This window comes from Shewanella algae, assembly GCF_009183365.2.
GTDB lineage: Bacteria > Pseudomonadota > Gammaproteobacteria > Enterobacterales > Shewanellaceae > Shewanella > Shewanella algae.
Window position 1 is genome coordinate 2,845,917 of the sequence record NZ_CP068230.1, and the last position, 26,062, is coordinate 2,871,978.

Genomic DNA, 26,062 nt, shown 5'->3' on the forward strand with positions numbered 1-26,062 from the left:
TAATCCACGAGAAAACACGGAGGCCGACACCTGCACAGGGAATCATTATGTCTAGCTGTTTGAGCAAAATATCTATAAGTTCTTATTATGTGTGAGATATAATATCGCTTTTATTCTGAGCCTGATTATTATGAAGTTATTTCGAACAAATTTAATTGCGTTAAAGTCTGATTTAGACGCTTTAGATTTATCTGCAAAAAACGATGGAATCGATAAGTACAATTTACTGGCAAAACACTTCCCTAATTTTTCGGTAGATGAATTTACACAAGCGCTCGATGAATGGGTTGATTCTGGTGACGCTTTAAAATCAGAGACAGTTTTGAAAACAGCTTTGACTAAATTAGGCGAAGTGTACAAAAACAGCTAACAAACGACTATGGCGTCAATCCTTTATTTGGGGTGATGTTTTGGTCCCACATGATGCCATCTCGAAGCATAGAGTTTAGGATGACCACCATCTTGCGAACGCAAGCAATAATCGCCACTTTCTTTGGTTTTCCAGCTTCGAGTAATCGAGCGTAAGTGTCCTTGAAAACAGGGTTACATTGCATGGCTGACATCATGGCCATGTACAAAACGGTTCTCACCTGTGCGCGGCCTCCTTGGATGACTCGTTTCCCTTTGTAGCGTCCACTTTCACGTGTAATAGGGGCGACGCCGATGAGTGAAGCCGCTTGCTTGTTGGTAATGTAGCCTAACTCAGGCACATTGCTGATGATAGACGCAGCGGCGATATTGCCGATGCCAGGTACGCTTTGTAAGAGGGTATTTTTAGTTTGGTATTCGGGGCAATCTTCGATGAGTTTGACAAGCTTATTTTCAATCTTTGAGACCTGATTTTTTATCGCAGTCAGGATGGGTGTCATTGTCGAATGTAGGTGCTTAGGCAAAATTTGAATACGATTTTTCTCCATGGTCTGCATCGCGAGCAGCTGATTGCGGCGAATTACTAAGTCACTCATTAAACGGGAAAAAATATGGACACCCAGCGTTAATGGCGCGGTAGTTAGCCTCCGACTATGCTTTTTTTAAGCATTTAACAAGGAGGTTATTATGCCGCGCCCTCGCCGAACTCAAATCAGCCTAGAAGATACGCCTTACTACCATTGTTGCAGCCGCGTGGTACGGCAAGCCTTTCTGTGTGGTGATGATGCCTACTCGGGTAAAAATTATGACCACCGCCGTGGCTGGGTGGAATCGTTATTGTTTGAACTGGAAGCCGTTTTTGCCATTGATGTGGCGGCATTTGCCATCATGAGTAATCATCTGCATCTGGTGTTGTATATTGATATAGAGACAGCAAACCGATGGACAGACAGAGAAGTGCTTGAGCAATGGCATAAGCTGTTCAAAGGTGATGCGTTAACCCGCAAATTCACCCAAGGTGAGCTGATTGAAGCGTATGATGTGCCCAGGCTGAAGCATACTATTGCGATTTATCGCAGCAGGTTATGTGACATCAGTTGGTTCATGCGTTGTCTTAATGAACCGATAGCGCGTCAAGCCAATCAGGAAGATAACTGTACCGGCCGATTCTGGGAGGGAAGATTTAAGTCACAAGCCTTACTCGATGAAGCCGCAGTGTTAACCTGCATGGCTTACGTTGACCTCAATCCTATTAGAGCCAAGATGGCCGATACGCCTGAGCAGTCAGAACATACCAGCATTCGGCTACGTATTCAGGCAGCTTTGAAATGCGAACAACCCGCCAAGCTATTGCCCTTTATTGGCGATGAGTGCAGTAATCAGCCCAATGGTATTGCGTTTGGGCTCAAGGATTATCTTGAATTAGTGGATGATACCGGGCGTTGTATTCGCGATGATAAACGTGGCGCGATAGGTGAAAAGAGTGCCAAGCTACTGACGCGGTTGAATATCCCTCATGATAATTGGCTCAAGCTTACCACTGAATTTGGAAGACTATTTCGTGGGCCGGTAGGCACCTTGCAAGAGCTCAGCTGTTACTGCGAACACTTGGAGAAGCGACGACGGCATTTTGCAACCAGCTGTCAGTACTTTCAAACGGCTTGAACCCCACGCTATTTAGCTCAACCGCAGTCATTGAAATCCCCTGAACCATGGGTAGGGCTAGCACAGCTCAAATCTCGCATTTTTGCGTGAAATCGGTTCGATTTCATCAAACCTCTGCAACTCATGGATATCTTTCTACCTCCGGGTGCTCAAATCCCCTAGCGGTGCTTGAACGTAGACAGAAAGAAGATTAAGTTATTATTTTATGATAGGTGGCTTGATATTTGCTTGATATTTAAATTACCAAATTTGACATAACAAGCTATTTTATAATGGGCGGCTTAATATTTCATTAAGGATAGACCAGTGAAAAATTATAATGATGAGTATTACATTGCTTTTCGTCCTAGTGGAGATAACCAGACTTATATTAATCCAGACTTAAATACTGCAAAAAGACAATATCATTTCAAGCAACTGGTTTATGGAGAAAAGCCTTTGTTCTTTTTGAACGGCTTTAAGGGTGAAGACAAAAATAGATGGCCGCTAACGGACTTGTTTGTTGATTCTGCTGGTTTGTTAATTAATAAGGAAGTTAAGCTAAAAATGGATAATTATGATATTGATGGGATGCAAATTTATCCTTCAATATATATTGATGATAATAACGTGTGGCATGAGAACTATTGGTATTTGGGTTTTTATAAAGAGCTTGACTGTCTTGATCGTGATAATTCTTCCATTGAAACTTTCGATTTTGATGACGATGATGAACTCTTAGAAGTTAAGAAGTTTTCTCTAGACGGCCGTGTTTTGGAAAAAATAGCAGAAAACGAACGATTGATATTCAAAATCGCTAATTGTTCTAAAAGTTATCTATTTTTCCATCAGAAGGTAGTTGATTTTATCGTTCAGAGAAAATTATCCGGTGTTCGTTTTATTAAAGTTGTAGATTTTTTTGAAGGAAAACAGTACTAAGCTATATGCATTTGAAGCAATATGGACACTATTAGCACCCAAGCCACATCTGTGGTCCCCTTGTGTACATCCAACTCGATAAAAAAGTGTGCTAGTTTTAGGCATGTCGGCCTCCAGTGATTGTTTACCTATCGGATCAACAAACAGTGTGTCTCTGGTTTAACTAATCCACTACAGAGGCCAACACTTGCACAGGGAATCATTAAGCATGGAAGTAAAACTAGGGATTGGATTGGGTGATATTCGATTTGGCTTAGACCAAATCTACCTGACAAAGCAGCTAGGGGAACCTAGTAAAATTGATACTGATAATGATGGGTTTCCTCTTCTTCAATACAATAAGCTAATGTGTACTTTTTGGATTGACGAGGCGGATGGACTTCACTGGATTCAATGTTCAAACCCTGCGTTATCTATTCAAGGGATTAACATCATAGGTCTAGACGTAGACGAAGCAATTTCTAAACTCAAAATAATATTTGGAACCAAGTACGAATTTGAAGATTATGGCTCAATGGAAAGCTATTACTTTCAAGAGCATGAGTTTGAAGTTCAAACTGAATATGGTGTTGTTACTACTGTTTGTTTTGGTAATTTCTAGAAAATTTCGGACTGGTCCCCAAATATGCCCCCACTATTAGCAGAGCAAAGACTCTAGCGCCGGCCCCCTAAAAGATTGATTTTTCCACTGAGAGAACATCAGTCTTTCGTCTCTATTATTAGGCCATTCGGCTATAGACGTGAGTGCAAGAATTATGGCTCTCTTGGATTTAATAGCAACGTATCAAGATCAGACGGACGTTATGTGGAATTAAGAATCATGGATCAGGATTTCGATATAGAGATAGTGGCAGTAATGGGTCTAGAATGCTTGGAAAAGCATCTCAGTAAGTGTCCTATAGAGTTAGAACTTGTAGAGGCTCTCTCAAACACATTTGTACTAAAGCAAAAAAAAGTATCTGAAATTGCAGGTTTTACGTTTGAATCTCAAGAAAATGATGTATACACATTTTCAATGTTTATATCTCATAAATCCCCGATCCCGGCCAGAAAAGTCGTTTCACAATTTTCAGAGTTTTTAAGAGCTGCTAAATTGCCCCATAAAATAACCAATCTACAGTATGAAGTTGATTTTTATGAGGAATGGGTAGACTATAATTGGCCGCCATAAGCATAACATGCAAAGGCAGCATCGGACTTTGGCGAGCCAGGTCGACGGCTGACCTTGCAACTATTTCGAAGAGAGCGGCGTGAGGTTTAACCACATGACCATGTTTTCCGGGACCTGCCTCATAAGCGGGCTTGTCAGAAAGCCAGGCCACATCAGTGGTCTCCTTGTGTACATCCAACCCGATAAAAAGTGTGTTTACTTTAGACATGTCGGCCCTCTGTAATTGTTTGCCAGGTCTTTCAATAAAGGCAACAAACAGTGGCTCTTGTTTAACTATATTTAACTAATCCACGCAAAAACGTGGAGGCCTACAACGGCATAGAGAATCATTGTGTCTAAATACCTAAAGTAGTCAGTTATGGAATTCAAAGAAGAATTAAAGTCAAAGTCACCACCTAGAATTGAGAAAGCTGCCCAAAAGATAGCCAATAGTAAATTTGGCGGTTATGAACAACTATTGCTGGATGCTTTAAAGTGTTTGGTAGAGAGGCCAAATTCCTGGCAAGCACAATCTGAAGTGATAAGAGCTCTTGGCTTCGTTGGTTCTAGTTTATCTCTTGAATACCTAAGAGAACTTGAAAGCAAGAGTCATGATGCAACAGTTCTTTACAAGGATATAGGTTTTGCAATTTGCATGATTAATGATGTGAGCAATGATTCATTCTTATACATTTTGAGCATTCTCGATACAGAGAATGACCTTTTGCTTTCAGGGGCATGCGCTGCAATTTTAACGTCGGGCAGGGTACCAGATGAAAAGACGATCAATATGCTATTAAGCTCCGTCATTAAAAGAGATTTGGATGAAGGTAAAGTAATAACACCTAGATGTTACATTGCTGCAGCTTGCTACAATTGGCCTCAAGCTTTAACTAAAAGTTTTCTTTTAGCATGTACTGAATCGAAATGGAGCGGACTCATAGAAATCGCAGAAAGCTCGCTAGCAGGTAAAAAGACAAAGTATGTACTTGTGTAAGTTGTACTAGCTCAGACCTGAGCTGACAGTTACCCGATTTTGGGGTGCCGTTGTCAGATTAGATTTGGGTTAAATTCTTTTCCGCCCAAATCCGTTTTCCATCAATTAATGTTGCCATCGGTGTGCGGCCGCAGCACATTTTGCCTTGATGGGTGCGTTCATTGTTATACAGCACCAGCCATTCGTCCAAGTCTTTTTGCAGTTCCTCCAGTGTGCCGTACAGCTTTTTGCGGAACGCGACCTGATAGGCCTCATTCAGGATGGTCCTGTGGAATTAGGGACACAAATAGCCTTTACAAGCAATCAACCACACAACTTCGCGCTTTGGTGTGCCAATCAGCCTATGGACAATCTGGATTCGTGTGTGGAGTCGTTAGATAAGGCGCTGGTACATATCAACAACACCAAACAACTGTTGCTTGCTGCACAGAGTGATGACTCAAAGATGTTGGAAGTAACGCGCATTGAGCTGGATCAAGGCTCGTACATAGACCTTCCAGGTACCTTATATATCAATGACTTCCTCATCCCCAATTTTTACTTCCACATGGTTACGGCCTACGATATTCTTCGCCATAAAGGTCTGGACATAAGCAAACCGGACTACATGCTGCATCTTGCATCCTTGGTGAAGCAGGCATGAAGCCCGATTGTTCATGTAAGCCAATACAACTTAATTAAGACATCAAAAGAAATGGATATGGAATACAGCAGAGAAAATATTGAGCAACTGCTAGAAGGAAAACTGCAGGAAGCGGTAGATAATTTTGGTAAAAAAGAGCTAAGAATCATTGATATAGGCGTATTTCCCTGGCACTCGGAGATTAGCGTATCCTTTCTCTTCAGCGAAGATTCGGCAGAGGAAGATGATATCGCAGCATGGCCCTATTTTGATTACTCCAAGATATTTGCAGGAGATTGGGAGCAAGCCAGAGAATTAGCCAAGAAAATGAATGAGATGTGGGCTATCAATAATGATCCAATCCCATTCTTCTTGGATTTCGGTTCTGCATTAACATCTGACCGAATATCGAGCGTTATAAAACGGTTTAATCTGGCACCGGACTTCAGGATACAAGTACTGAACCCTGATGATCCTAATAGTAAGAACTTCTGCACTTAGTGAGTCGCCGCAACCTTCTGCCAAAGCGGCAACTGCAAATTAGGCCTCTCTCTACAAACAGAGTGCCACGAGGACTTGTTCGCACCTTCCTTAGGTATACTGACCACTTGCGAATGTTTGCCAGTATTTTACGGTAAAACTCGGCAAGCATGAGACGGTCGATTAATCGAATACACTCGAAAACACTAGGCTTGATACCCACAGGGGATCATTAAGTCAGGACGGATAAATAAGTGAACGAAGCAGTAATACTGAAATTAAGGACACTCATGGCATGCATCAGGGAGAAGAGAACCGCTGATGCAATCGACTTTCTATCAATGAACACTGAACTGGTTCAGTTACAAACGCCATTGGGCAGCTTTCTTCATATTGCCGCTGATAATGACAACTTGGAATTGTGCCAGGCTTTAGTCAAGCTGGGAGCCGATATAGATAGTAGAGACAATCTCAGTGGTAGCAGCCCAATCCATAGGGCTGCTTCGAATGGCAACGAAGATATTTTGAACTACTTCATCGGCCTTGGCGCAAGGCTCGATACTTCTGAGCCAGACCGTAATCCCCTTTTTACCGCAATTCATTATGGCCACGTCCATATTGTGAAGCGGTTGGTTGAGGCGGGCATAGATACCAGCATCCGTTATACCGGCCAGACGATGAAGGACATGGGAGCCCTCGAGTTTGCCCATGAATGGGGCCGCACTGAGATTGCAGATTACATCAAGCTCATCAGCTAACCTCCCCCTTCAACTTTGCTGTTAGCACATTCTTCAGCGCCGAAAAGGTTTCCATAATTCGGGCTCCGGCATCTTGTGCCCCCTCTTCTTCGTAGTCCAAGAAAGCCACAAAGCACAGCCGACTCGACTACACTCAAAGCTGAACTCAAAGCGGCTCAAGATCTGCTGGCCGGCGATCTTCACAGCCGAATTGTCAGCCCCTCAGTCTCAGGAGAACCTATCTATGAACTCCCCTTTTACTACCCATGGAGCCTTAAGTTGGCACGAACTGACCGCCAATGAATCTGAGTTGGCGATGCGGTTTTATGGTGAGATTTTTGGATGGAGCTTCAAGACGATGCAGTTGCCACAAGGCCCCTATCACATCATAGAAAATGACGGTATCAGCATAGGTGGCATCACAGACAGCCCGGCGCCGGCCATGCCAAGTAACTGGACTGGTTACATTACCGTTAAAGATGTCGACGCCGTCGCCATTAAGGCCAAAGCACTGGGGGGCGATGTACTCTACGGCCCTGAGGACATTCCCCAGGTCGGCCGCTTTTGTTGGATAAAAGACCCCTGCGGCGCCATTATCGCCGCCATCACCTACAGCAGCCCAACCAAAGGATAAGGGCGGGCAAAGGCAATAGTCTTGCCAGGATTCAGGTTTGCTGAGCTGATACTGAACATTCAAGGTCTTTACAACCTTGGTTATTGCCCTCTTGTGAATGCAATGTTCAGCAAAAATCACTCTTGATCATTGCAACATGAGTTAGGGAAGGTGCGAACAAGTCCCATGCGTGCTCTGCGTCGGCTTACAGGCCTGGATGCAAGGCGTGGTTCGCAGCAAATGGCCTTAGTCCTTTGCAAGAAGTACAACACAGCAGGCAGGTCTGTAAGCCACGCCCTTCGGGGCTCTCACAGCAACTGGCTCTCTGCGTTATCCGACTTCGACAGGCCCCGGCATGCCTTCAGTCAGATGCCTTGAATGCCAATTGCTGTGTAAGCCAGAGTGCCGCGAGGACTTATTCACACCTTCCTTAGCTAAGTTTTCTTTTTGTATCATGCATGTATCGAGCAAGATAACAAAAATCATAGGTTCAGAAGTGACTTACAAAGCATACCGAATACGCGTTAGAATAACGCCAAATTTTTGCCGCAAACCTGCTTCAAGGGATCTCACACCGCTATGCCCAATGTGCTGACTCAGCTCTTTTCACGCTTTCGCCGGGCGCCGCTCGCCATCAAAACAGGCATCTATCTGCTCCTCGGGTATGGCCTCTACGCCCTGTTGCTTGGTGGGCTCGCCCCCTGGGTGATAAAGTCGCAAGCCCCAAAGCAACTGCAACAACTGCTCGGCCGTCAGGCGAGCCTGAACGATATCAGCATTAACCCGTTCCTTCTCAGAGTCCGCCTGGATAACTTCGCCCTGCAGGACAGCGACCCACAGCAAGTCTTTGCATCTTTCAGCCAGCTTGAGTTGGAGCTGGCATTTTGGCGCTCGCTGACCCAAGGGGCCATCGCCATAGATCATATCTACCTCTTTGATCCGCAAGTGAATGTGCAAAGGCTGGCGTCAGAGAATGGCCAAGCTCAATTCAACTTCAGCGATATGCTTGCCCACCTTGAAGCCAATCAAACACCGCAAGCCGAGGCTACAGAAGACACCTCTGAACCGCCCAGAGTCATTGCCCGGGATATCCGGGTAACAGAGGGTAAGCTCGCTTATATGGATAAGGTCGCCAATACAGAGCTCAGTTACGACGAGCTTAATTTCAGCCTGCAAGCTTTGGATACCAAGGCTTATAGCCTCAGCTTGCCGGAAGACGAGAACGAACCGGTACTGGCGAAAGATGCCAACCGCTATGCCCTGTCCTTGACCGGCAGCGATAACGGACAATTGCAGACTCAGGGACAGTTTCAGCTGCAGCCTCTCGAAGTCACCGGTGAGCTGCAACTGGCCAAAGTTTCCCTGCTACCCTTCTGGCCGTTTGCCGATGGGCTTATTGCCGCTAAGCTCAGTGACGGTGAACTCAGCTTCCAAAGCCAGTACCAGTTGAAACAGCAACAAGACCAACTGCATTACAGTACCCACAAGGGCCGGTTTATTCTGGAAAATCTGCTGTTCTCCGACCAACAGCAAGCCAGAGTCAAGTTGCCGCTGTTGGCACTGGATAACATTCGGATCGACGGTGACAACCAGAGTGTTGATATCGACGAACTGGCGCTGCAAGGCCTGTGGGCCGATGCCCACCTGGATAAGCAAGGCCTGGATCTACAGCAGCTCTTTATGCCCGCCACAAGTGCCAAGCCCGATGACACCGCGGCCAAGGCACAAGTGGAACCAGCACTAGCCCAACCAGAGGCGGCAGATGCAACCGAGGCGCTAAATAAGGCCATAGCGCAAGAAAAAGCCACAGCGCATACAGCCGCAGAGCCAAACAAAGCCCAGGAGCAAGACAAACAGTGGCTGCTGACTATTGGCAAAATCAGTCTCAAACAGGCCGATCTCAACCTGTTTGAGCAGCAGCAAAGCAATGGTGTCCACTGGCGTGTCTACCCATTGGATATCACCACAGGTCCAGTGCGTTCCGATCTCGAAGGAAGCATAGACTACCAGTTGCAACTGGCACTGAGTTCTGATGCCCAAACCCAGCCGGAAACCAGCCAAGGCCAGTTCAGCTCCACCGGCGCGATAGATGCCAAGGCATTCACTGTCAATGGCGAGCTGACGCTGACTGAGCTGGAGCTGCAGCAGTTCCAACCCTATCTGACGCCCTATCTCAATATGCAGCTTGAAAGCGGCAAGTTGAGCACTCAGGGCAAGTTCACTGCCAACGCCGAGGGGAAGGCCCATTTTCAGGGACAAGCCGGAATTGGCAAGCTGCTTATCAAGGATGGATTGGCATTTGAGCCTCTGCTGAAATGGCAGAATATGGCGATAGATGCGATGAGCTTTGATTCCGAAGCAAACAGCCTGAAAATCAGCAATATATTGCTGGAACAGCCATACGCCAAAGTGATGATCACCGAAGATCAGCGCACTAATATCGGCGAGCTGATCCGTGCCGAACCACCTGGTGATAACTCAGCGGCTCAGTCGCAGACAAAACAAAGCCAGGCAGAAGCGCCACAGCAAACGGCCGCCAAGGAAAAAATCAACATCAAGGCCTCGACAGATAAGGCATTTAAACTGGATATCGGCAGCATTGCCATCAACAACGGCTCGGCCTATTTTGCCGATAACTCCCTCACCCCTAACTTTGCTTCAGGTATCGAGGCGCTGGAAGGCAAGATAAGCCACCTGTCTTCTACCCCTGGAACCAAGGCCAGTGTCGATATCAAGGGCAAGATAGACAAGTATGCTCCAGTCACCCTAAGGGGTGAAGTGAACCCGCTGCTGGAAAAACCCTATCTGGATCTGGATTTGGTATTCAAGAGTGTCGAGTTGACCTCGGTGAATCCCTATTCGGGCACCTATGCCGGTTACTACATAGACAAAGGCCAGCTGTCTTTAGCGCTCAACTATCAACTGGAAGACAACCAGCTGAAGGGAGACAATCATCTGGTGATAGATCAGCTTAAGCTGGGTAAACCCAGTGATTCCGATCTGGCCACCAGTTTGCCGATTACCTTGGCTATCGCCCTTTTGCAGGACAGACATGGGGTGATAGATCTTGGCTTACAGGTTTCAGGAGATCTCGACAGCCCAAGTTTCAGCTTCGGCAGCATAGTGATGACCGCCATCACCAATGTCATCACCAAGGCGGTCACCGCCCCCTTCTCTTTGCTGGCCGGTCTGGTTGGCAGTGATGAAGAGCTGAACCTGGTCGCTTTCCAACCCGGTATAGCCACGCTGGACGCTGACGCCGAAGATAAGCTGAGCAAGCTGGCCAAGGCGCTGGATGACAGGCCCAAGCTGCAATTGAGCATTGAAGGCAGCGTGGCGCTGCGGGAAGACAGTGAGGCGCTGGCAGAGCAAAAACTGCATCTGCAACTGCTCAAGGCCAGCAAGCTTGCAGCCCTGCCGGACGAGCTGAGCGCCAGTCGATTCCCTACCCAGGGTAAGCTGGCAGATGCCCTGGTGGAATTGTTCGAGCAACAGCTCAAACTGGATGCCGATGCGGAAAAAGACAAAGTGAAGCAAAAACTTGCCGAAAAGGCCGACGGTGAAAAAGTCGATGAAGATACCCTGCTCACCGTCTGGCATATGGGCCTTTACAACCAACTGCTCAGCGCTCAGGAGATCAGCAATAACGAGCTGGCTAATCTGGCTCAGGCCAGGGCCCAGGCCATCAAGGCCTTCCTGGTGGACAGAGCAGCCGTCGCCCCGGAAAGAGTCTTCCTGCTCGACAGCAAGACAGAGATGAAACAGGATGCATCTCAGGCGATTCTGTCACTGAACGCCGATTAAAACCTATTGAAATCACCTAAGAAAGGCTCCTATGGGAGCCTTTTTCGTATTCATGACGGATTATTGAACTGGTAAAGTGTTGCAGGGCTGTTATTATCGCCGGCAATCAATTCAACCAAAACCAATAACCACAAATGCCAATAAGTCTGCAACAGATAACCCGAGACAATTTTGAAATCGTAGGCGAGCTTAAACCCAAGCCGGAGCAACGCGATCTGCTGGCCGATAATATGCTTTCCATCGCCGAAGCCCAGTTTTTTCCTTTCTATGTGCCCAAGGCGATTTACCTGGACGACACTCCGGTAGGCTTTTTGATGTATGAATCGCTTGCTGAAGAAGGCAAACCCAACGATTACAACATATTCCGCTTCATGGTGGCCGAAGGGTATCAGCAAAAAGGCATAGGCAGCCGCGCGATGGCACTGGTACTCGAAGAGATCCGCGCCCAGGAAAATGCGCAGCGGGTGCATATCTGCTATGCAGATGAAAACCAAACAGCAAGAGCGTTTTACGCCGGTTTCGGCTTTGTTGAGCAAGGGCCGGACCCGGAGGATGAAGATGAAATCATCGCTACCCTTGAACTCCAAGTCCGGGCTTGAGTTTCACCACCACTGAGTTAAACTGCCTGCCGTTTCAAGCTTATATAGAGGATGCTTATGTTTGTTATTCGTTGGATCCTGGGGCGGATTATTTTGCTGCTCAACTTTGTTTTTTCACCCAAGGGCCTTAGGCGGCAACCCGAGCAGCAGGCGGATATCGATGAACAATGTCGTAGCCTCAGCCTGTATCAGTATCCGGCCTGCCCTTTCTGCGTCAAGGTAAGACGAGCCATGAAACGCCAGAGCCTGAATATCACCACCCTGGATGCCAAGCAGGAGCCACACAAGAGTGCCCTGCAAAACGGGGGCGGCACCATGAAAGTTCCCTGTTTGAAAATAGAACAAGCCGGTGAAGTGACCTGGATGTATGAATCCAACGACATCATCAGCTATCTCAATCAGCGTTTCGGTTGATCAATCCCTTGCCTGCCGTGCCAATACGGCAGGCACAGCTTGTTCCAAGCTTTATTCCTGTGTATCGTCCCAACAGTAATTATTAATCAGGGACAGAGTAAATGGCAGCAGAGCAAAACCCACGCAACATAGAGTCAGTCTTGGCTCATCAAGAACAGACAATCCCTACGGAACTGGCCTCAGGAATGACGCCTCCACCGCCCGTAGCAGAAGCAGCAAGCAATGAATCCAGCTATCCCATCTATGTCGGTTTTTGGGAGCGACTGGCGGCAACCCTGCTGGACTCACTCATGTTGATGTGCATCACAGTGCCACTGACTCTGCTAGTCTTTGGCATTGATGCCATATTGGAGAACGATGCCTTAATCTTGGGCCCGCTCGATGTTGTGATCAACTACCTGTTGCCTTTCATCTTGATCATCTTGTTCTGGCATTATAAGTCGGCGACTCCGGGCAAGATGGTGCTAAGAGCCGTCATTGTTGATGCCGACACTTTGCAAAAGCCATCGACCGCCAGCCTGATAGTGCGCTATTTAGGCTATATCCCCTCTACTCTGGTATTCGGCCTTGGCTATCTCTGGGTGGCCTTCGATCCCCGGAAACAAAGCTGGCATGACAAACTCGCCGGCACCCTGGTGATCCGCGCCCCCAAAGACTAAAGTCGCACCTGTCAGTGACGCCAGAGATAGACCCGGTCCGAGTAGTCGTAGAGCCACTCGGGCCGGTAAACCACCAATAGAGTCACTGCCATACCGTTGAGTAAAGCCTCCGGGAACCCAAGCAGCGGAATAAGCAGCAGATAGTTATCCACCAGGTAAGTGGCACTGTAATCCGTGCTGGCCCAGAGATAAGTTGACCAAGCGAGAATATGGCTGACGACAGATAGCCCGGCATTGAGAAAACCTGCCACAAAAATGAACACAAACAAATGTTTGGGTAATTTATGATAACTCAAGCTGTGTACTGTCAATGCCAATAAAAGCGGCAGGCAGACAGCAAACAACATCATGGGGCCCAGCATCCAGGGCTGGTGATAGACAAACAGGCAAAAGAAGCTTACAGGTAACAGCATCAACACGGACGCCAAGCGCCAGCCGAACATCAACATCAGGGTTACCAAGGCCAGAAAATGAGCGTGGATCCCCTCGGTAACACTGGCATTGAGCAGCCAAAGGCCATTAATGGCCAAGGTACTGAGCAGCGCCCGCCACTGCAAGCTCTTGTCCGCCAGCAGTTGTTGCCAGTCCCGTTTGGGCCAGATCCAGGCAAACCAGCCAACGAGCAGAACCAAATAGAGGGTATCCGTCAGCCCAGGTTGCCATTGCACCTTATCGAAAAGATGTTGAAGATACTCGAACATAACCTACCATCCGGTTATCAAACAAAGGCGGTAGAGGTCGATGCTGCGCTGACTTATCACGCCGTTAATGCAATTGTGCTTATTCTGCAGTAAGTTAACGATAATTTGTATCTCCAAAAAAATAATAAGGATAATCACCCCAGCTTATGCGTGCGCTTTTTCTGTTATTACTGCCACTGCTGCTTTGTAGTTGCAGCTCAAAACCCAACATAGATCCGGCCGATTTTGCCGGTGCCATCAAAGACAGTTTCCAGACGGATATTAAGGCCGATGGCTTGAAGCTCTTTACCTATACGGCGCGGCTGATAACGCCCGATTCTGGCGGCAGTTACAGGATAAGTGTCCAGGCACCACGTACGGCAAAGGAGATGCGCCAACAACTGGCTATCAGAGAAGCCAGGCAAGCCGTGTTTGAACAGCAACTGCAGCTTGGGCTCGATAACACCCTCAAAATGAATCAATACTGCCGTGAAGGTTTTTATGAACTCAGTCGTCTGCTGCAATCCGACAGAGGGGAGATCCGCGGTGAATGTCGGGATGGCGCCAGTGAGATGGACAGGAGTCGCTTCGGTAACAAGTAATTTTTTTGAAAATAAGCCTCAAATTTGCTAGTTTTGCCGCAGTTTCCCGCTTCAGGTGTATTTGAGATGGAACCCACAGGAATTATTCAGGAGATAGAAGAGCCGGTTAACCGCAGCAAGGTTAATCGTCAGTTGTTGTTGGCCACCAGTCTGTCGGCCGTGGTCGCCATGGCGTTATTGCTGTTTGGCGATCAATATGCGCACCTGTGGCAGGATGAAAGCGCACTGCAACTCAGCCTGTTCCGCCCCGGTTTTTTGTTGCTGATAGTCTCGGGGTTGATAGTGATCCCCACCAGCGTGGTAGAACTTATCAAGGCTGCCAAAACGCCGGATAGGCCACTGATGTTGGATATGGCCCTGCTCAGTATTGGGGTCGCGGTTTCCATGAGCTATATCGGTGTCTTCATGACCCTGTTCCTGTAAGTAGGCTCCAGTCATCGCGGTATTCAAACACCGACACTGAGACAGGTTGAGCTTGTTGCCCGGCCGTCGGCAGGCTAAAATGCCTGCCCTTTGCCCATCCAAGTGGGAAGTACCAGGAAATTTAGCATGAACAAGCGACAAAAACTGACCAAAAAACTGGCCAAGCGTGCCAAAGCCCGGGAAAACAAGAAAGAGATCCCCAACTCAGGCCCCGCTAAACAGGGTTACATCTCCAAGGCCGAGCGCGCCAAAATCGCTGCCGCCGAGCAAGCAGAAAACAATGCAGTTGAGCAGCCAGATAACGGCGCTACTGAAAGTGCTGCGGCCGCGACTTCCCAATCTGACACCCAATAAAACGTTTCTAGGCCCCCTCTTTAAACGCATGAGCCGTTCCCGGCATTAAGACCTCTCCCGCTGGGGCGAGGTAGCCTGGGCACTGGCTATCGGCTCCAGCTCTTCGGTCATCTGCCCCATCTGAGTACAGGAAGACGACAATGGACTGCTGGAGGCCATGGAGAGTTCCTCCTCATCAAGCCTGTCGGCCTCAAGACCTTGCTGGCGGCCATTGGCGGCCACTCTGGCAACCAAGCGGTAGGCGGTGATCACCGCCAATACACCAAAGAGCACTGACCCCAGTGCCTGACCAATCAAGACTCCATATACCCCACCGAGCTCGGCTCCCAGATAAACAAATGGCAGCGTCCCTATAGTGGCCTTGCCCACATTGAAGGCGGTTGAATACTTGGCTTTACCCAGATTGTTGAACGAGGCGTTGGCCACAAACAGTGCGCCGTTGAACAGGAAAAACAGCGCCATATACTGGCAGAAGAAACGTACCAGCTCGGCAGAATCCCCGCGCATGTCGAATACCAATACCAAAGGCTCGCGCAGCAACCACAGCAGCAGCGACATACCAAGCACATAGGCGATACAGAATTGCAGCGCCCTTGTCAGGCATTCGCTGAGCCTGTCATAGGCCCTGGCGCCATAATTCTGCCCTATGATGGGCCCTATGGCGCCGGAAAGCGCAAAGATCATTCCAAAGGCCACAGGGGTCAAACGCCCAACGACGGCCCAGCCAGCGACGAAGCTGTCACCAAAGTCGGCAATCGCCCGGGTCACTACCGCATTGCCTATGGGGGTGGCCACATTGGTCAGCATAGCTGGCCCTGCGATGGCAAAAATGGCGCGCAGATCGCCGCGAAAGCTCGCAAGTTCGAAACGGCTCCAAAGGCCGTGTTTGATAAACACACCTCTTGCCGCGATCAGCAGCACACTGAGGCGCGCCAATACCGATGCGGTAGCCGCGCCTTCTATGCCCATGGCAAACAGGAAAATAAAAATGGGGTCAAATACGGCATTGACCGCGCCGCCCGCCAGGGTCGATAGCATGGAGAGCCTGGCATCACCCACGGCGCGCAGGGCACTGCCAAGCGCCATCGCCAAACAGATGACCGGCAAGGAAGGCACCAGAATATACAGATAATCGGCGGCAAGCTCGGCGGTATGTCCCCTGGCGCCCACCAGCGCCAGCAGTTCAGGGATAAGAGCCGTCACCACTATCGCCATCAGACTGGATACCAGCAGAGTTACCATGGCGGCATTCAGCAGCAAGCGCTTGGCTCCTTCTGTGTCTCTGGCACCTACGGCGCGGGACACCAGTGCCCCCAGCGCAATCGACAGGCCGATACCTATGGAAGTGGTAAAGAAAGAGATGGTACCGGCATAGCCCACGGCCGCCGCCAACTCCAGCTCTCCCAGCATGCTGAGGAAAAAAATGTCCAGCAGGTCGACCACAAACAGCGCCGAGATCCCAACGGCCGCGGTAGAGCTCATCACCAGAATGTGACGCAGTATATTGCCCTCAACAAACTTAGCCTGAGTGACGGCCTGAGTGGCTGTTTGAGTGACTGTCTTAGCAGATGATTGGTTGTTTGACACCCTAGTCCTTGTTTTCTTCCGGAGGTGGCTCCAGTTCACTGCCACAACGGTTACAGTAGAGAGCATGGTGATCATGCCCGGTTTTCAAGCAGTTGGCGCAGCGGCGCAGATCGCGGCTACGGCCCATCTCCTGGGAGATTTCAGCGGTGAGGATCCCCGTGGGAATGGCGATTATCGAATAACCCAAGAGCATGGTAAACGCCGCTATGGCCTGTCCGAGTTCTGTCTTGGGAGTGATATCACCGTACCCTACTGTGGTAATGGTCACTATGGTCCAATAGACAGACTTGGGGATCGAGCTGAAGCCGTTGTCCGGGCCTTCGACCACATACATGATGGCGCTGAGCACCATAATGATAAGACTCACAGAGAAAAAGAAGATAAACACCTTGCGACTCGACTGCAGCATCGCCTTGAGCAGGAGGTTCCCTTCACTCAAGTATCTGAGCAGCTTGAGTACCCGAAAAATTCTGAACAACCGCAGAATACGGATCACCAGGGTAAAATTGGCCCCGGGGAAGAACAGCGCCAGATAACTGGGCAGGATACTGAGCAGATCCACTACGCCGTAAAAACTGCGGGCATAACTCAAGCGATTGCTGGAACAATAGAGCCGCAGCAGATATTCCAGAGTGAACACCAAGGTAAAGGCCCATTCCAGTGCCAGGATGATATGTCCGAAACGGGCATGGATATCGGCCACGGTATCGAGAAAAACCAGGGCAACACTGAGAATAATGCAGATGATCAAGCTGATATCAAACCAGCGGCCAGCGGGCGTTTCGGTACCAAAGATGATGATCCTGAGCTTACGCTTGAGTTCCGGCTCCGGCGGCGTATCTGTCATCTTATGTTGATTCATGCGCTAAGCTTTCCTTACTTTCCAACCAAACGGCACCTCAATCTTTACCTTTTCGAGTCTCACGCATTCGAGTTCGTGGCGCCGCGCCCAAAAGGCAGGGGCGTAAGTCTGCCACGCATTGGCGTGAGTGCCAAATATTCTCTGGCTGACGCTCCGCGACTCTCGGCAACAATCTTGTTCAAGGGCTTCAAGAGGGCCCCCTTTTTCAGTTATTATCCCGTCAAAATAACCATAATCAGAGCCAAGTGGTCATGGGCCCATCGTTTCGTCATATAGTTTATGCAATATTTCTGCTGGCGTTTGCCCAGTTGTACAGTCCCTTTGCCTCGGCACAGGTGGATTTGGTGCTGGTCAACAAGTCAGATTCACGTCTGAGCCTGATTAAGGCCGGTAAGGTCATCAAGGAATATCGCATCGCCATGGGGGATATGCCCAAGGGCCACAAATATCAGGAAGGCGATCAACGCACTCCCGAGGGGCGCTATCTGCTGGACTACAAAAAGGCCGACAGCGCCTTTTACCGCGCGATTCACATCTCCTACCCCAATGACGAGGACAGACTCAGGGCCAAGGCGCTTGGAGTCAGCCCAGGCGGCCAAATCATGATCCACGGCCAAAATCCCCGCTCTGGGTTAACTCCGGAAGAGGCGCAGCAGTTTAACTGGACCAACGGCTGTATCGCCCTCACCAATAAAGAAATGGATGAACTCTGGCAGTTGATTGAGCCGGGCACGCCAATAGAAATTTGGCCCTGAAACAGGAATCAGATATGCAAAACCTTCAATCTCTGTCGCAGTTGCTGGCAGACTGGCAAGCCTTTGCCGACAAAATCATGCCCCTGATTGAACGCCTGGGACTCGAGCGTTTAGGCGAGTGCGATCACGCCGCGCTGCGGGTCAACTCTGTTGCCGCGGCAGAAAAGCTCAAGGCCGAGTTTGTCCAATGTGGTGAAATTATCTCGGAAAACATCATCAACGGCCGCCCTATCCTGATCATACGGCTGCAACAGCCACTACAACTGGGTCAATGGCAAATTCCCTGTATCGAGCTGCCCTTCCCCGGCGATAAACACTATCCCGAAGAGGGATGGGAACATCTGGAGCTGGTTTTGCCTGGTGGCGCCCAAAGCTGCGATGAACTGGCTGAGCAACTGCGTACTCTTTGCCCCCGGACCCAAGCCACACTCGATGGCGACACGGATATTAAACGCAAGGCCAGCAGCCCCAAAGGCGAAACCGAACGCCTGGCCAACCCGACGTTGGCGTTCAAGGTCGGCGGTGTCTGCGTCAAGGTGCACCCTCACAGCATTCAGGCCATCATCGCCAGCGAGCAGTAAGCGGCTCTGATGCCGCTTTACCCTTGAACGACCCGGTTGCGCCCTTCAGCCTTGGCAACATAAAGAAAATGATCGGCTTTATCCTGCAGATCTTTACCCGAGCGGCAACCGGCAGGGCCGGACACCAGGCCAACGCTGATACTGAGGCGGATAGGTTGGCCGCTCTCATCATGGAAATCTTCATCGGCTACTCTGGCCCGCAGCCGCTCCATCAGATTAACAGCCTGAGCCGGCGCGCAGTTTGGCAGCAAGATAGCAAACTCCTCACCACCAATTCTGGCAATGGCATCCGATTGGCGACACTGGGCCTGCATCAAGCCGGCCAGTTGCTTCAATACTTTGTCGCCGGTGGCATGACCAAAGCTGTCGTTGATTAACTTGAAATGATCCAGATCCAAAAGCGCCAGGCTGTAGTCTTCACGATTGAGCCTGGCCTGCTTATCCACCAGCTCCAATTGCGGCTCGAATCCACGGCGATTGAGTAACCCTGTCAGCGGATCGCGAAAGGCCACCTGTTGCCAGGCTTCCCTGTGCTGCTCGGATAGGCGCAACTGGCGATTTTGCAGGGCAATCCCCAGTAAGACCAGCGCATTGGCAAAACAAAACGCCGCCAGTTCCGCCGTTTCTGCCGAATACAATCCGGCATCGAAGGGCCCCAGCCCCTTGGCGCTGCCACAGATAACGACAATGAAGGCACCACTGCTGAGGCTGCAAGTCAACAGGAAACTGCCCTCAAATGCCTGCATCACCAACACAGGCAACAGCAGATACAAGACCCAGGGTTGATTGCCAAATGCCAGAGTGAAAATAAGTACTAAAGCCAGGATCGACAGCAAAGATGCCCGGATTTGCCGTTGGCTGATAAAAAACCGCTCAGACCACCCCAGATACACCTGATAAACCAAGACTATCCCCAGGGCATCAGCCAAAAACAGCATCACCGCCATGGTTGGCCAGTAACTCTTGTCGATATAACCGCCCCAAACAAGATTTGCCGCCAGCAGGATACTGGACAACGCCACAGGAATAACGCAAGCGTAGATCCCAAAACCCAGTAACTCCCTGGCTCTTTGCAACCCCATGGGCAGGGCCCAACGCAGCATTCTGGCGGCCAAAAGTGGCATCAGGGCATCAATTGCGGCGGAGACCCAGGTGTGCAGCAAGGTTTGGCTCAGATGACCGTTATTGAGCCCGGGAAGATTGGCCAGAAAGGAGGCGATAAACAAAGGGACTATGGCGACGGCGCCAAAACGCAAGCACAGAATAAGCCCTATCCCCGAAGGTAACCATAGAAGGGTTATATTGCTCGGCTGCAATACCAGAGTGGCCATGCCCAGTCGGCCGCTGAGATAACAGACCAAACCTCCGAGCAAAAGCAGCAGCCATTCGTCGCGCCCCCAACGTCTCAAATCAGTCACTTATTCTTCCGGCTATATTCATAGAATGAGTATAGCCAACCCCTTCTAAGCCTGTGGCTGACAAAGAAAAAAACAACGCCGCCAGGGGGCTAGTCCGGCGGCGTATGACATCGAGTGTGAGTCAGTCCAATGAGTCAGTCAAAGTAAAGCGCTACTTTTTCGCGTCACTCTTGGCTTGCTGCAATACCTGACTCATTGGCGGCACTAAAGTGGTAGGATCCAGACGCATCTGATACCAGTTCACCCGCCAATCCAGATGTGGCCCAGTAGCTCGTCCTGTCGCCCCCACTTCGGCCACCGCCTGGCCCTGTTTCACCTCATCGCCCTCTTTGACATAGAGCTTGCTTAAATGCAAAAAGCTGGAGCTGACGCCATAGCCGTGATCGATAATCATGGTGCCGCCGGAATAGAACATGTCCGGTACCGACAGGCTGATAACGCCATCGGCCGGCGCCACCACCACAGTGCCGGTTTTTGCGGCAACATCCACACCATAATGCGGTGTGCCGGGCTTACCGTTGTAGACCCTTTGGCTGCCATAAACCCCTGAAATTCGCCCTGTCAGCGGCCAGATAAAGTCGTCGGCAAACGCCTGCCGGGTACTGAAATGACTGCGGGCCGCCTTGACCTGGGCGCTGTCCTTGGCGGCGCGCTCCTGGGCCTTGGGATCCGGCTTCATGATTTTCTTGCTGATCCCCTCAACATACTGAATGCGATAATCCCGCTTGTCGAGTTTGAGGCTACGGCTCTCACTGCTGCCATCCGGGTAACTGAGTGTCAGCGTCTGCTCGAGCGCGGCCTCACGCTCAAAACCAAAGGCAAACCTGCCATCCGGTGTCAAGGTGATGCTCTCGCCATTGAGCTGTACCTCAGCACCCGGCTCTGTTCTTGCTCTGATCAGGGCCCCCTGTTCAAACTTGCCCTGAAACTGCACCCGTGATGACTCGGGTTTGATGTTGGGCTGAGGCTCAGACTTGGATTCGGCCTGCAGCATAGGACTCACAACCAAAGTGCCCAGCAGCATCAGTGGCAGCGCCTTAAAAGATGGGATTGGCATCTTGCTGTTATTGAACTTCACTCTTGCTCCTCTTTATCTTTACGCCCCATAGACCCCAAGGTGCGGCCTATTTGCGGATGCCTTTAGATTGCTTTTAGGTTGGCGTTATTCTTGGTCCGGCTCAGGCCAGGTGATATCAGTCGCCCTGATGCTGCGCCGATGCGATGGCGCCCTTGCCTATGCCCTCGAAGGCTACCACTTTAAAATGTTTGCCCGGCTCAAAACCCGCCATGCTGTCGGCCATAAAATGAGCCAGCAGTTCGACCGTAGTGTCATGGGGGATCAAATCACAGCAGTCTCTTGGCATCGCCAACTGGAAATCACCCTGCGGCGCCTGGTATCTGAAGCCAATATGGCTCTTGTCATCTATCTTGGTTTGGGGTGACAGCTCAAGCTCGCTGACGGTAACCACATCTTCTTCACTGCCAAGGTAGATATCTTTCCAACGTTTGGCCCAGTATTCATCCCATTTGGGCGCGGCGATACCATCGGCAAACACATTGACAGGACTGCGGTGACCGTGAGCGATACGCTGGCAGTTACCGTCGTGCTTACGCAAGCCGTGACTGTAATGGTAATAGGGCGTTTCCAGCACCTCGTTGCGAAGTGTCAGGCTGATACCCTGAACATTGTCCGGCAAGGCATCTGTCAACGCCTTGTGCAAAAACTGATTCACACTGTCAAAGTCGATAATCTCGCTGGGGATAAGGGCGAAAGCCTGCGCCGGGCAAGCCAGGTGAATGCTGCCGCGCAGACTATGGAAGTCCATCCACACCTTGTCGCCCTGCTGTTGCCAGCGTACCTGGCTACAGGCGGTGGGCACCAATAAACGGTGATCGGCCACCTCATCTATGGTTTGCTTTATGGTGCGCTTGACCTTGGAAAAGTCGAGCAACATGTTTTGCTCATCCAGGCCACCGTCGAGCAGCACATCGACTATCCAACTTTCGCCTACCATGCCGCGAAACGGGCACAGGTAAGAAAAATCAACCACAGTTAAATCTTTGACAAATAATTGCATTCTCGCTCCCAGGCAGATAAACAGTCCACCCATGTGTTATCGGCCGGCCGATATTGGCACCGATTGAACCGATACCGGCCAGGGTATCGGCACTTGACGTATCTTTCGCAAAAAGTCTGTGATCTTGTCCAAAAGCTCCACAGCTTTTTGCTTGAGTTTCCGGTATTATACGCAAGTCACTGCCAATATTAATAACGCTAATCAGGTATCCTATGAAAACCCTCATCTGCAACGCCCAATTGGTTAATGAAGGAACAATCCGTACTCAGGATCTGCTGATCGACAACGGCCGCATCAGCCAGATTGCCTCCCAGATCACGGCTCCGGCAGGGGCTCAGGTCATAGATGCTCAGGGTAAACACCTGCTGCCGGGGATGATCGACGATCAGGTGCATTTCCGCGAGCCGGGTTTCCCCAATAAGGGCACCATCGCCAGTGAATCCCGCGCCGCCGTGGCCGGGGGTATCACAAGCTTTATGGAAATGCCCAATGTAAACCCGCAAACCACCAATCTGCAGGCGCTGGAAGACAAGTATACCCGCGCGTCTCAAAGTTCATTGGCCAACTTTGCTTTCTATCTCGGCGCCACCAACGATAACCTGGAAGAGATTAAACGTCTCGATCCCAACCAGGCCTGTGGTGTAAAAATCTTTATGGGCGCCTCTACCGGCAATATGTTGGTGGATAACAGTGCCACTCTTGACGGCATCTTCGCCAACTCTCCTGTGGTCATTGCCACTCACTGTGAAGACAGCCCCACCATAGCCGCCAATGAAGCCGCCATGCGTGAAAAATACGGCGATGCCATACCTATGGAGCTGCACGGCGAAATCCGCTCCCGTGAAGCCTGCCTCAAGTCATCTCAACTGGCGACCGAACTGGCCATCCGTCACAAGGCACGCCTGCATGTACTGCATTTAACCACCGCCGACGAACTCTATCTGTTTGAGCCGGCCAAGCAACTGGCACAACTCAAGGGTGCCAACATTACCGCCGAAGTCTGTGTACACCATCTTTCGTTCAACGACAGTGACTACGCCCGCCTCGGCAGCCAGATAAAGTGTAACCCGGCCATCAAGACCCTTGCCGATCAACAGGCACTGATAGATGCCGTCAATCGCGACATCATTGACATTATCGCCACAGATCACGCGCCGCACACCTGGGAAGAGAAGCAAGCCGACAGCTATTTCAAGGCGCCGTCCGGTTTGCCGCTGGTGCAACATGCACTGCTCGGCCTGCTGGATCTGCATGCCAAGGGGCACTTCAGTTTGGAAAAAATCGTCCAAAAGACCAGCCATGCGGTGGCCGAGCGCTTTGAACTCAAAGACAGGGGCTATCTGCGCGAAGGCTATCTGGCGGATCTGGTACTGGTGGATCTCAACAAGCCTTTCGAGGCCACGCTGGAAAACACCCGCTATCACTGCGGTTGGTCGCCCTTTACCGGCCACAAGTTTGCCGCCTCTATCAGTGGTACCTGGGTCAATGGTAACCAACTGTTTGACGGCAGTCGCTTTATCGACAATACCCTGGGCCAACGCCTCACATTTAGTCGCACTTAATCGCACTTAATCGCTGATAAACCAAGGGCTCCGCGAAAGGAGCCCTTTTTACATAGACACAAGTATGCGTGATGCTGGTCAATATCTTGTTTATTTCAAGTCAATGCATAATGAATTCGGTAAACTGAAGCTATGCCAGTTGCTATCTTTTCCGGAATTTAAGGCCTTAACATAGCAAGTTCATGATTTTTATTATTATCTAAGATAATCGAACATGCTGGGCAACCTTATTTTTAAGTAAGGTCACAAGAGCAGGATCCATCCGCTGGTAATTGTCAGGAATATCCAGACACACAAGCTTCTTGCCTTTCAGAAGCTCCTTAAACTTCTTTGCGACCTTAATCTTGTGAGACTTTTCCATGACAAAGATAAAGTCAGCCCATTGAATAAGATCGCCACTTACTACAGTGTCCGCATCGGCATTGGTGCCGGCTCCAATCGCGTAAATCCCCTCAAATGCAGAGAAAACCTCTTCTCCGGTAGGGCTTCGCAAGCGATTCTCACTGCATACAAAAAGTAGATTCATGGTTAATTTATTTTCTCAGTCTGCATACCAGTTAACAGCGGCTTATGGTCTAAACATAGCCTTGCATCTGTTCCTATCTGCTATAGGTTTATTGCTAACGGGATTAACGCTCGTTTCCTAATTTCAATGAGTTAGCCTATAAAAAACGGTTCTAAAAGTCTATTCCGCCAGTTATGCGGCAATGCGACTAAAACCTAAGTTTGACAAGCATTTTGCCCCAGTATCCGCCCCCTACGGCACCGGCGGCAACGCATAGCATACAAAACCAGCGCCAATCCCCCTTATCAACCAAGCAGTGCTTCTCTTGCCCCGTCGCTCCGTGGTTTAATAACTTCCGCTGTAACCGAGTCTGGGTCGCCCGGACAGGCAGAGGAAGGTACAAGCAAGTCCCGGATATGCTTGGCTTAAAAGCCGGAGTCCTTGGCAACAGACCGATGAGTCTATAAACCATGCCCTTCCCTGCAGATGGCAAATTCAACACACTCTTGATTAAAAGGAATTCCCGTGTCCGTACGTTTTCGGGTTGAACCCCGCCATTGGTTGATCCTCGCCGCGTTGGCCATTGCTGCCTACGCCTGTTATCTATTGGTCGCTCCCTATCTGGGGGCAATACTGCTGGGATTTATCGTCTCCTTGCTGTTTTTGCCTGTGCACAAGCGCATAGAAGCGAAACTCCCCAAACATCCCAACCTGAGTGCATTGCTTTCCTGCATCTTGCTGACGGTGATCATCTTAATCCCCTTGCTGTTCATGCTGATTTCCGTGATTGAACAGGGCGTCAGCTCCGCCACCCATGCCTATCAATGGCTGACCCATGGTGGTGCCAAGGAGCTGTTGGAACATCCTTGGGTACAGTCGGCACTGGCGCTGGCCAATAAATGGCTGCCGTTTGACAGCATAGAGCCGCAGGAGATATTGCAAAAAGCCACCGCAGCGCTTACGGAGCTCAGCACCCGTCTGGTTGGTTTGAGCACGGCATTGCTCGGCAATATCACAGGTTTCTTTGTCAATTTCTCCCTGATGTTGTTCGTACTGTTTTTCTTCCTCAGGGACAACGAACAGATTATTGCCAGTCTCAGACACGTGATCCCCCTGTCCCGCAGTCAGGAAGACAAAATTCTCGATGAGGTGGAAAAAGTCGCCAAGTCGGCGGTACTCGGCTCATTCCTGACCGCCTTGGCACAGGGTTTTGCCGGTGGTATTGCCATGGCCATAGTCGGCCTGCCGGGATTGTTCCTCGGCTCCATGATGGCATTCGCCTCTTTTATTCCTGTGGTGGGTACCGCACTTATCTGGGTGCCGGCAGCGCTCTATCTGGCATTGACCGGAGACTGGGGCTGGGGGCTGTTCCTTTGCGCCTGGGGCATATTGGTGGTTGGCTCCATTGACAACTTCCTGAGGCCGATTCTGATGCAGGGATCTGCCGGAATGAGCACCCTGTTAATTTTCTTCTCTTTGCTGGGTGGCTTGCAGCTATTTGGTCTCATCGGCTTGATTTACGGCCCGATCATCTTTGCCGTTACCTTGGTGCTGTTCCGTCTCTATGAAGAGGAGTTTCATGAGTTTTTGCAGCAGCAGGACCAAGCCTGAGTCTGCCGCCTGAAGCT

General features: G+C 50.0%; 28 protein-coding genes and 2 pseudogenes. 21 read left to right on the forward strand and 9 right to left on the reverse strand.

Annotation, left to right across the window (positions count from 1 at the left end; genetic code table 11):
• Nucleotides 1-130 precede the first annotated feature (130 nt).
• Nucleotides 131-370 carry a hypothetical protein gene (locus E1N14_RS12735; protein ID WP_140142615.1) on the forward strand — a complete coding sequence of 80 codons (240 nt, stop codon included), beginning with the start codon at nt 131-133 and terminating at the stop codon, nt 368-370.
• A gap of 7 nt (nt 371-377) precedes the next feature.
• Here the strand turns inward: E1N14_RS12735 and E1N14_RS12740 are convergent.
• Nucleotides 378-965 (reverse strand): annotated as a pseudogene (locus E1N14_RS12740) (transposase); the annotation flags it as partial.
• A gap of 91 nt (nt 966-1,056) precedes the next feature.
• Between E1N14_RS12740 and E1N14_RS12745 the strand changes: the two are divergent.
• The 5 genes from E1N14_RS12745 (at nt 1,057) to E1N14_RS12765 (ending at nt 5,099) form a co-directional block, all read left to right on the forward strand.
• Nucleotides 1,057-2,034: a hypothetical protein gene (locus tag E1N14_RS12745; RefSeq protein ID WP_025011429.1), complete on the forward strand. Its 978-nt coding sequence runs from the start codon at nt 1,057-1,059 to the stop codon at nt 2,032-2,034.
• 306 nt (nt 2,035-2,340) lie between these two features.
• On the forward strand, nt 2,341-2,952 hold the full coding sequence (locus tag E1N14_RS12750) for an imm11 family protein (RefSeq protein WP_025011430.1): 612 nt from the start codon (nt 2,341-2,343) through the stop codon (nt 2,950-2,952).
• A 208-nt stretch (nt 2,953-3,160) separates the two neighbouring features.
• Entirely contained in the window at nt 3,161-3,553 is a 393-nt protein-coding gene (locus E1N14_RS12755) for a hypothetical protein (protein WP_025011431.1), read from the forward strand.
• A gap of 219 nt (nt 3,554-3,772) precedes the next feature.
• Complete coding sequence (locus tag E1N14_RS12760) at nt 3,773-4,123, forward strand: hypothetical protein (RefSeq protein WP_025011432.1); 351 nt, start codon at nt 3,773-3,775, stop codon at nt 4,121-4,123.
• Between the two features lie 358 nt (nt 4,124-4,481).
• Nucleotides 4,482-5,099 carry a hypothetical protein gene (locus E1N14_RS12765; RefSeq protein ID WP_025011433.1) on the forward strand — a complete coding sequence of 206 codons (618 nt, stop codon included), beginning with the start codon at nt 4,482-4,484 and terminating at the stop codon, nt 5,097-5,099.
• 58 nt (nt 5,100-5,157) lie between these two features.
• Here E1N14_RS12765 and E1N14_RS12770 read toward each other — a convergent pair.
• Nucleotides 5,158-5,373: pseudogene (locus tag E1N14_RS12770) on the reverse strand (IS481 family transposase); the annotation flags it as partial.
• Between E1N14_RS12770 and E1N14_RS12775 the strand changes: the two are divergent.
• The 8 genes from E1N14_RS12775 to E1N14_RS12810 all read left to right on the forward strand — a co-directional run bounded on the left by E1N14_RS12775 (nt 5,368) and on the right by E1N14_RS12810 (nt 13,027).
• Complete coding sequence (locus E1N14_RS12775) at nt 5,368-5,742, forward strand: DUF1993 family protein (protein WP_037437402.1); 375 nt, start codon at nt 5,368-5,370, stop codon at nt 5,740-5,742. The pseudogene E1N14_RS12770 and the gene E1N14_RS12775 sit on opposite strands and share 6 nt — an antisense overlap.
• Before the next feature lie 57 nt (nt 5,743-5,799).
• Nucleotides 5,800-6,222, forward strand: coding sequence for a hypothetical protein (locus tag E1N14_RS12780; RefSeq protein ID WP_025011435.1), 423 nt, complete (start codon nt 5,800-5,802; stop codon nt 6,220-6,222).
• A 233-nt stretch (nt 6,223-6,455) separates the two neighbouring features.
• A complete protein-coding gene (locus E1N14_RS12785) occupies nt 6,456-6,959 on the forward strand; it encodes an ankyrin repeat domain-containing protein (protein WP_051547127.1) in 504 nt (167 codons plus the stop codon).
• A gap of 223 nt (nt 6,960-7,182) precedes the next feature.
• A complete protein-coding gene (locus tag E1N14_RS12790) occupies nt 7,183-7,572 on the forward strand; it encodes a VOC family protein (protein WP_025011437.1) in 390 nt (129 codons plus the stop codon).
• Nucleotides 7,573-8,130: 558 nt separating this feature from the next.
• Nucleotides 8,131-11,355 carry a DUF748 domain-containing protein gene (locus E1N14_RS12795; RefSeq protein ID WP_062793794.1) on the forward strand — a complete coding sequence of 1,075 codons (3,225 nt, stop codon included), beginning with the start codon at nt 8,131-8,133 and terminating at the stop codon, nt 11,353-11,355.
• Nucleotides 11,356-11,489: 134 nt separating this feature from the next.
• Nucleotides 11,490-11,954 (forward strand): GNAT family N-acetyltransferase, encoded by a 465-nt coding sequence (locus tag E1N14_RS12800; protein WP_025011438.1) that lies wholly within the window; start codon nt 11,490-11,492, stop codon nt 11,952-11,954.
• A 57-nt stretch (nt 11,955-12,011) separates the two neighbouring features.
• Nucleotides 12,012-12,368 carry a glutaredoxin family protein gene (locus E1N14_RS12805; RefSeq protein ID WP_025011439.1) on the forward strand — a complete coding sequence of 119 codons (357 nt, stop codon included), beginning with the start codon at nt 12,012-12,014 and terminating at the stop codon, nt 12,366-12,368.
• Between the two features lie 101 nt (nt 12,369-12,469).
• Nucleotides 12,470-13,027, forward strand: coding sequence for an RDD family protein (locus E1N14_RS12810; RefSeq protein ID WP_240517100.1), 558 nt, complete (start codon nt 12,470-12,472; stop codon nt 13,025-13,027).
• Nucleotides 13,028-13,038: 11 nt separating this feature from the next.
• On the opposite strand, the gene E1N14_RS12815 is transcribed toward E1N14_RS12810, so the two are convergent.
• Entirely contained in the window at nt 13,039-13,728 is a 690-nt protein-coding gene (locus E1N14_RS12815; protein ID WP_025011441.1) for an energy-coupling factor ABC transporter permease, read from the reverse strand.
• Nucleotides 13,729-13,874: 146 nt separating this feature from the next.
• Between E1N14_RS12815 and E1N14_RS12820 the strand changes: the two genes are divergently transcribed.
• The 3 genes from E1N14_RS12820 to E1N14_RS12830 all read left to right on the forward strand — a co-directional run bounded on the left by E1N14_RS12820 (nt 13,875) and on the right by E1N14_RS12830 (nt 15,086).
• The gene (locus tag E1N14_RS12820; RefSeq protein WP_025011442.1) at nt 13,875-14,309 is read left to right on the forward strand and encodes a hypothetical protein; all 435 of its coding nucleotides are present in this window, start codon (nt 13,875-13,877) and stop codon (nt 14,307-14,309) included.
• Between the two features lie 66 nt (nt 14,310-14,375).
• Nucleotides 14,376-14,732 carry a hypothetical protein gene (locus tag E1N14_RS12825; RefSeq protein WP_025011443.1) on the forward strand — a complete coding sequence of 119 codons (357 nt, stop codon included), beginning with the start codon at nt 14,376-14,378 and terminating at the stop codon, nt 14,730-14,732.
• Nucleotides 14,733-14,858: 126 nt separating this feature from the next.
• Nucleotides 14,859-15,086, forward strand: coding sequence for a DUF2986 domain-containing protein (locus tag E1N14_RS12830; protein WP_025011444.1), 228 nt, complete (start codon nt 14,859-14,861; stop codon nt 15,084-15,086).
• A gap of 45 nt (nt 15,087-15,131) precedes the next feature.
• On the opposite strand, the gene E1N14_RS12835 is transcribed toward E1N14_RS12830, so the two are convergent.
• Complete coding sequence (locus E1N14_RS12835; RefSeq protein ID WP_051547136.1) at nt 15,132-16,568, reverse strand: MATE family efflux transporter; 1,437 nt, start codon at nt 16,566-16,568, stop codon at nt 15,132-15,134.
• A 106-nt stretch (nt 16,569-16,674) separates the two neighbouring features.
• On the reverse strand, nt 16,675-17,535 hold the full coding sequence (locus tag E1N14_RS12840) for an ion transporter (protein WP_025011446.1): 861 nt from the start codon (nt 17,533-17,535) through the stop codon (nt 16,675-16,677).
• 251 nt (nt 17,536-17,786) lie between these two features.
• Between E1N14_RS12840 and E1N14_RS12845 the strand changes: the two genes are divergently transcribed.
• Both E1N14_RS12845 and E1N14_RS12850 read left to right on the forward strand, forming a co-directional pair.
• Nucleotides 17,787-18,290 (forward strand): L,D-transpeptidase family protein, encoded by a 504-nt coding sequence (locus E1N14_RS12845; protein ID WP_025011447.1) that lies wholly within the window; start codon nt 17,787-17,789, stop codon nt 18,288-18,290.
• A gap of 14 nt (nt 18,291-18,304) precedes the next feature.
• A complete protein-coding gene (locus E1N14_RS12850) occupies nt 18,305-18,871 on the forward strand; it encodes a VOC family protein (RefSeq protein WP_025011448.1) in 567 nt (188 codons plus the stop codon).
• A 17-nt stretch (nt 18,872-18,888) separates the two neighbouring features.
• On the opposite strand, the gene E1N14_RS12855 is transcribed toward E1N14_RS12850, so the two are convergent.
• The 3 genes from E1N14_RS12855 to E1N14_RS12865 form a co-directional block, all read right to left on the reverse strand.
• Nucleotides 18,889-20,289, reverse strand: coding sequence for a GGDEF domain-containing protein (locus E1N14_RS12855; RefSeq protein ID WP_025011449.1), 1,401 nt, complete (start codon nt 20,287-20,289; stop codon nt 18,889-18,891).
• A gap of 151 nt (nt 20,290-20,440) precedes the next feature.
• A complete protein-coding gene (locus tag E1N14_RS12860; RefSeq protein WP_099049558.1) occupies nt 20,441-21,283 on the reverse strand; it encodes a M23 family metallopeptidase in 843 nt (280 codons plus the stop codon).
• A 199-nt stretch (nt 21,284-21,482) separates the two neighbouring features.
• Nucleotides 21,483-22,367, reverse strand: coding sequence for a 6-carboxytetrahydropterin synthase (locus tag E1N14_RS12865; protein ID WP_025011451.1), 885 nt, complete (start codon nt 22,365-22,367; stop codon nt 21,483-21,485).
• A gap of 212 nt (nt 22,368-22,579) precedes the next feature.
• Here E1N14_RS12865 and E1N14_RS12870 point away from each other — a divergent pair, with 212 nt between their 5' ends.
• Nucleotides 22,580-23,929: a dihydroorotase gene (locus E1N14_RS12870; protein WP_025889417.1), complete on the forward strand. Its 1,350-nt coding sequence runs from the start codon at nt 22,580-22,582 to the stop codon at nt 23,927-23,929.
• Nucleotides 23,930-24,128: 199 nt separating this feature from the next.
• Here E1N14_RS12870 and E1N14_RS12875 read toward each other — a convergent pair whose 3' ends face one another.
• Nucleotides 24,129-24,455, reverse strand: a complete 327-nt coding sequence (locus E1N14_RS12875) for a low molecular weight protein tyrosine phosphatase family protein (protein ID WP_025011452.1) — start codon at nt 24,453-24,455, stop codon at nt 24,129-24,131.
• Nucleotides 24,456-24,959: 504 nt separating this feature from the next.
• Between E1N14_RS12875 and E1N14_RS12880 the strand changes: the two genes are divergently transcribed.
• Nucleotides 24,960-26,045, forward strand: coding sequence for an AI-2E family transporter (locus E1N14_RS12880; RefSeq protein ID WP_028781669.1), 1,086 nt, complete (start codon nt 24,960-24,962; stop codon nt 26,043-26,045).
• The last annotated feature ends 17 nt before the right edge of the window (nt 26,046-26,062 follow it).

Bases quoted from the DNA above. Each gene is read 5' to 3' on its own strand.
- E1N14_RS12805 (WP_025011439.1), top strand. From the start codon at position 12,012: ATGTTTGTTATTCGTTGGATCCTGGGGCGGATTATTTTGCTGCTCAAC.
- E1N14_RS12735 (WP_140142615.1), top strand. From the start codon at position 131: ATGAAGTTATTTCGAACAAATTTAATTGCGTTAAAGTCTGATTTAGAC.
- E1N14_RS12795 (WP_062793794.1), top strand. From the start codon at position 8,131: ATGCCCAATGTGCTGACTCAGCTCTTTTCACGCTTTCGCCGGGCGCCG.
- E1N14_RS12840 (WP_025011446.1), bottom strand. From the start codon at position 17,535: ATGAATCAACATAAGATGACAGATACGCCGCCGGAGCCGGAACTCAAG.
- E1N14_RS12780 (WP_025011435.1), top strand. From the start codon at position 5,800: ATGGAATACAGCAGAGAAAATATTGAGCAACTGCTAGAAGGAAAACTG.
- E1N14_RS12790 (WP_025011437.1), top strand. From the start codon at position 7,183: ATGAACTCCCCTTTTACTACCCATGGAGCCTTAAGTTGGCACGAACTG.
- E1N14_RS12870 (WP_025889417.1), top strand. From the start codon at position 22,580: ATGAAAACCCTCATCTGCAACGCCCAATTGGTTAATGAAGGAACAATC.
- E1N14_RS12850 (WP_025011448.1), top strand. From the start codon at position 18,305: ATGCAAAACCTTCAATCTCTGTCGCAGTTGCTGGCAGACTGGCAAGCC.
- E1N14_RS12760 (WP_025011432.1), top strand. From the start codon at position 3,773: ATGGATCAGGATTTCGATATAGAGATAGTGGCAGTAATGGGTCTAGAA.
- E1N14_RS12845 (WP_025011447.1), top strand. From the start codon at position 17,787: ATGGGCCCATCGTTTCGTCATATAGTTTATGCAATATTTCTGCTGGCG.
- E1N14_RS12820 (WP_025011442.1), top strand. From the start codon at position 13,875: ATGCGTGCGCTTTTTCTGTTATTACTGCCACTGCTGCTTTGTAGTTGC.
- E1N14_RS12875 (WP_025011452.1), bottom strand. From the start codon at position 24,455: ATGAATCTACTTTTTGTATGCAGTGAGAATCGCTTGCGAAGCCCTACC.
- E1N14_RS12800 (WP_025011438.1), top strand. From the start codon at position 11,490: ATGCCAATAAGTCTGCAACAGATAACCCGAGACAATTTTGAAATCGTA.
- E1N14_RS12815 (WP_025011441.1), bottom strand. From the start codon at position 13,728: ATGTTCGAGTATCTTCAACATCTTTTCGATAAGGTGCAATGGCAACCT.
- E1N14_RS12765 (WP_025011433.1), top strand. From the start codon at position 4,482: ATGGAATTCAAAGAAGAATTAAAGTCAAAGTCACCACCTAGAATTGAG.
- E1N14_RS12835 (WP_051547136.1), bottom strand. From the start codon at position 16,568: ATGAGCTCTACCGCGGCCGTTGGGATCTCGGCGCTGTTTGTGGTCGAC.
- E1N14_RS12825 (WP_025011443.1), top strand. From the start codon at position 14,376: ATGGAACCCACAGGAATTATTCAGGAGATAGAAGAGCCGGTTAACCGC.
- E1N14_RS12755 (WP_025011431.1), top strand. From the start codon at position 3,161: ATGGAAGTAAAACTAGGGATTGGATTGGGTGATATTCGATTTGGCTTA.
- E1N14_RS12830 (WP_025011444.1), top strand. From the start codon at position 14,859: ATGAACAAGCGACAAAAACTGACCAAAAAACTGGCCAAGCGTGCCAAA.
- E1N14_RS12745 (WP_025011429.1), top strand. From the start codon at position 1,057: ATGCCGCGCCCTCGCCGAACTCAAATCAGCCTAGAAGATACGCCTTAC.
- E1N14_RS12860 (WP_099049558.1), bottom strand. From the start codon at position 21,283: ATGCTGCAGGCCGAATCCAAGTCTGAGCCTCAGCCCAACATCAAACCC.
- E1N14_RS12865 (WP_025011451.1), bottom strand. From the start codon at position 22,367: ATGCAATTATTTGTCAAAGATTTAACTGTGGTTGATTTTTCTTACCTG.
- E1N14_RS12810 (WP_240517100.1), top strand. From the start codon at position 12,470: ATGGCAGCAGAGCAAAACCCACGCAACATAGAGTCAGTCTTGGCTCAT.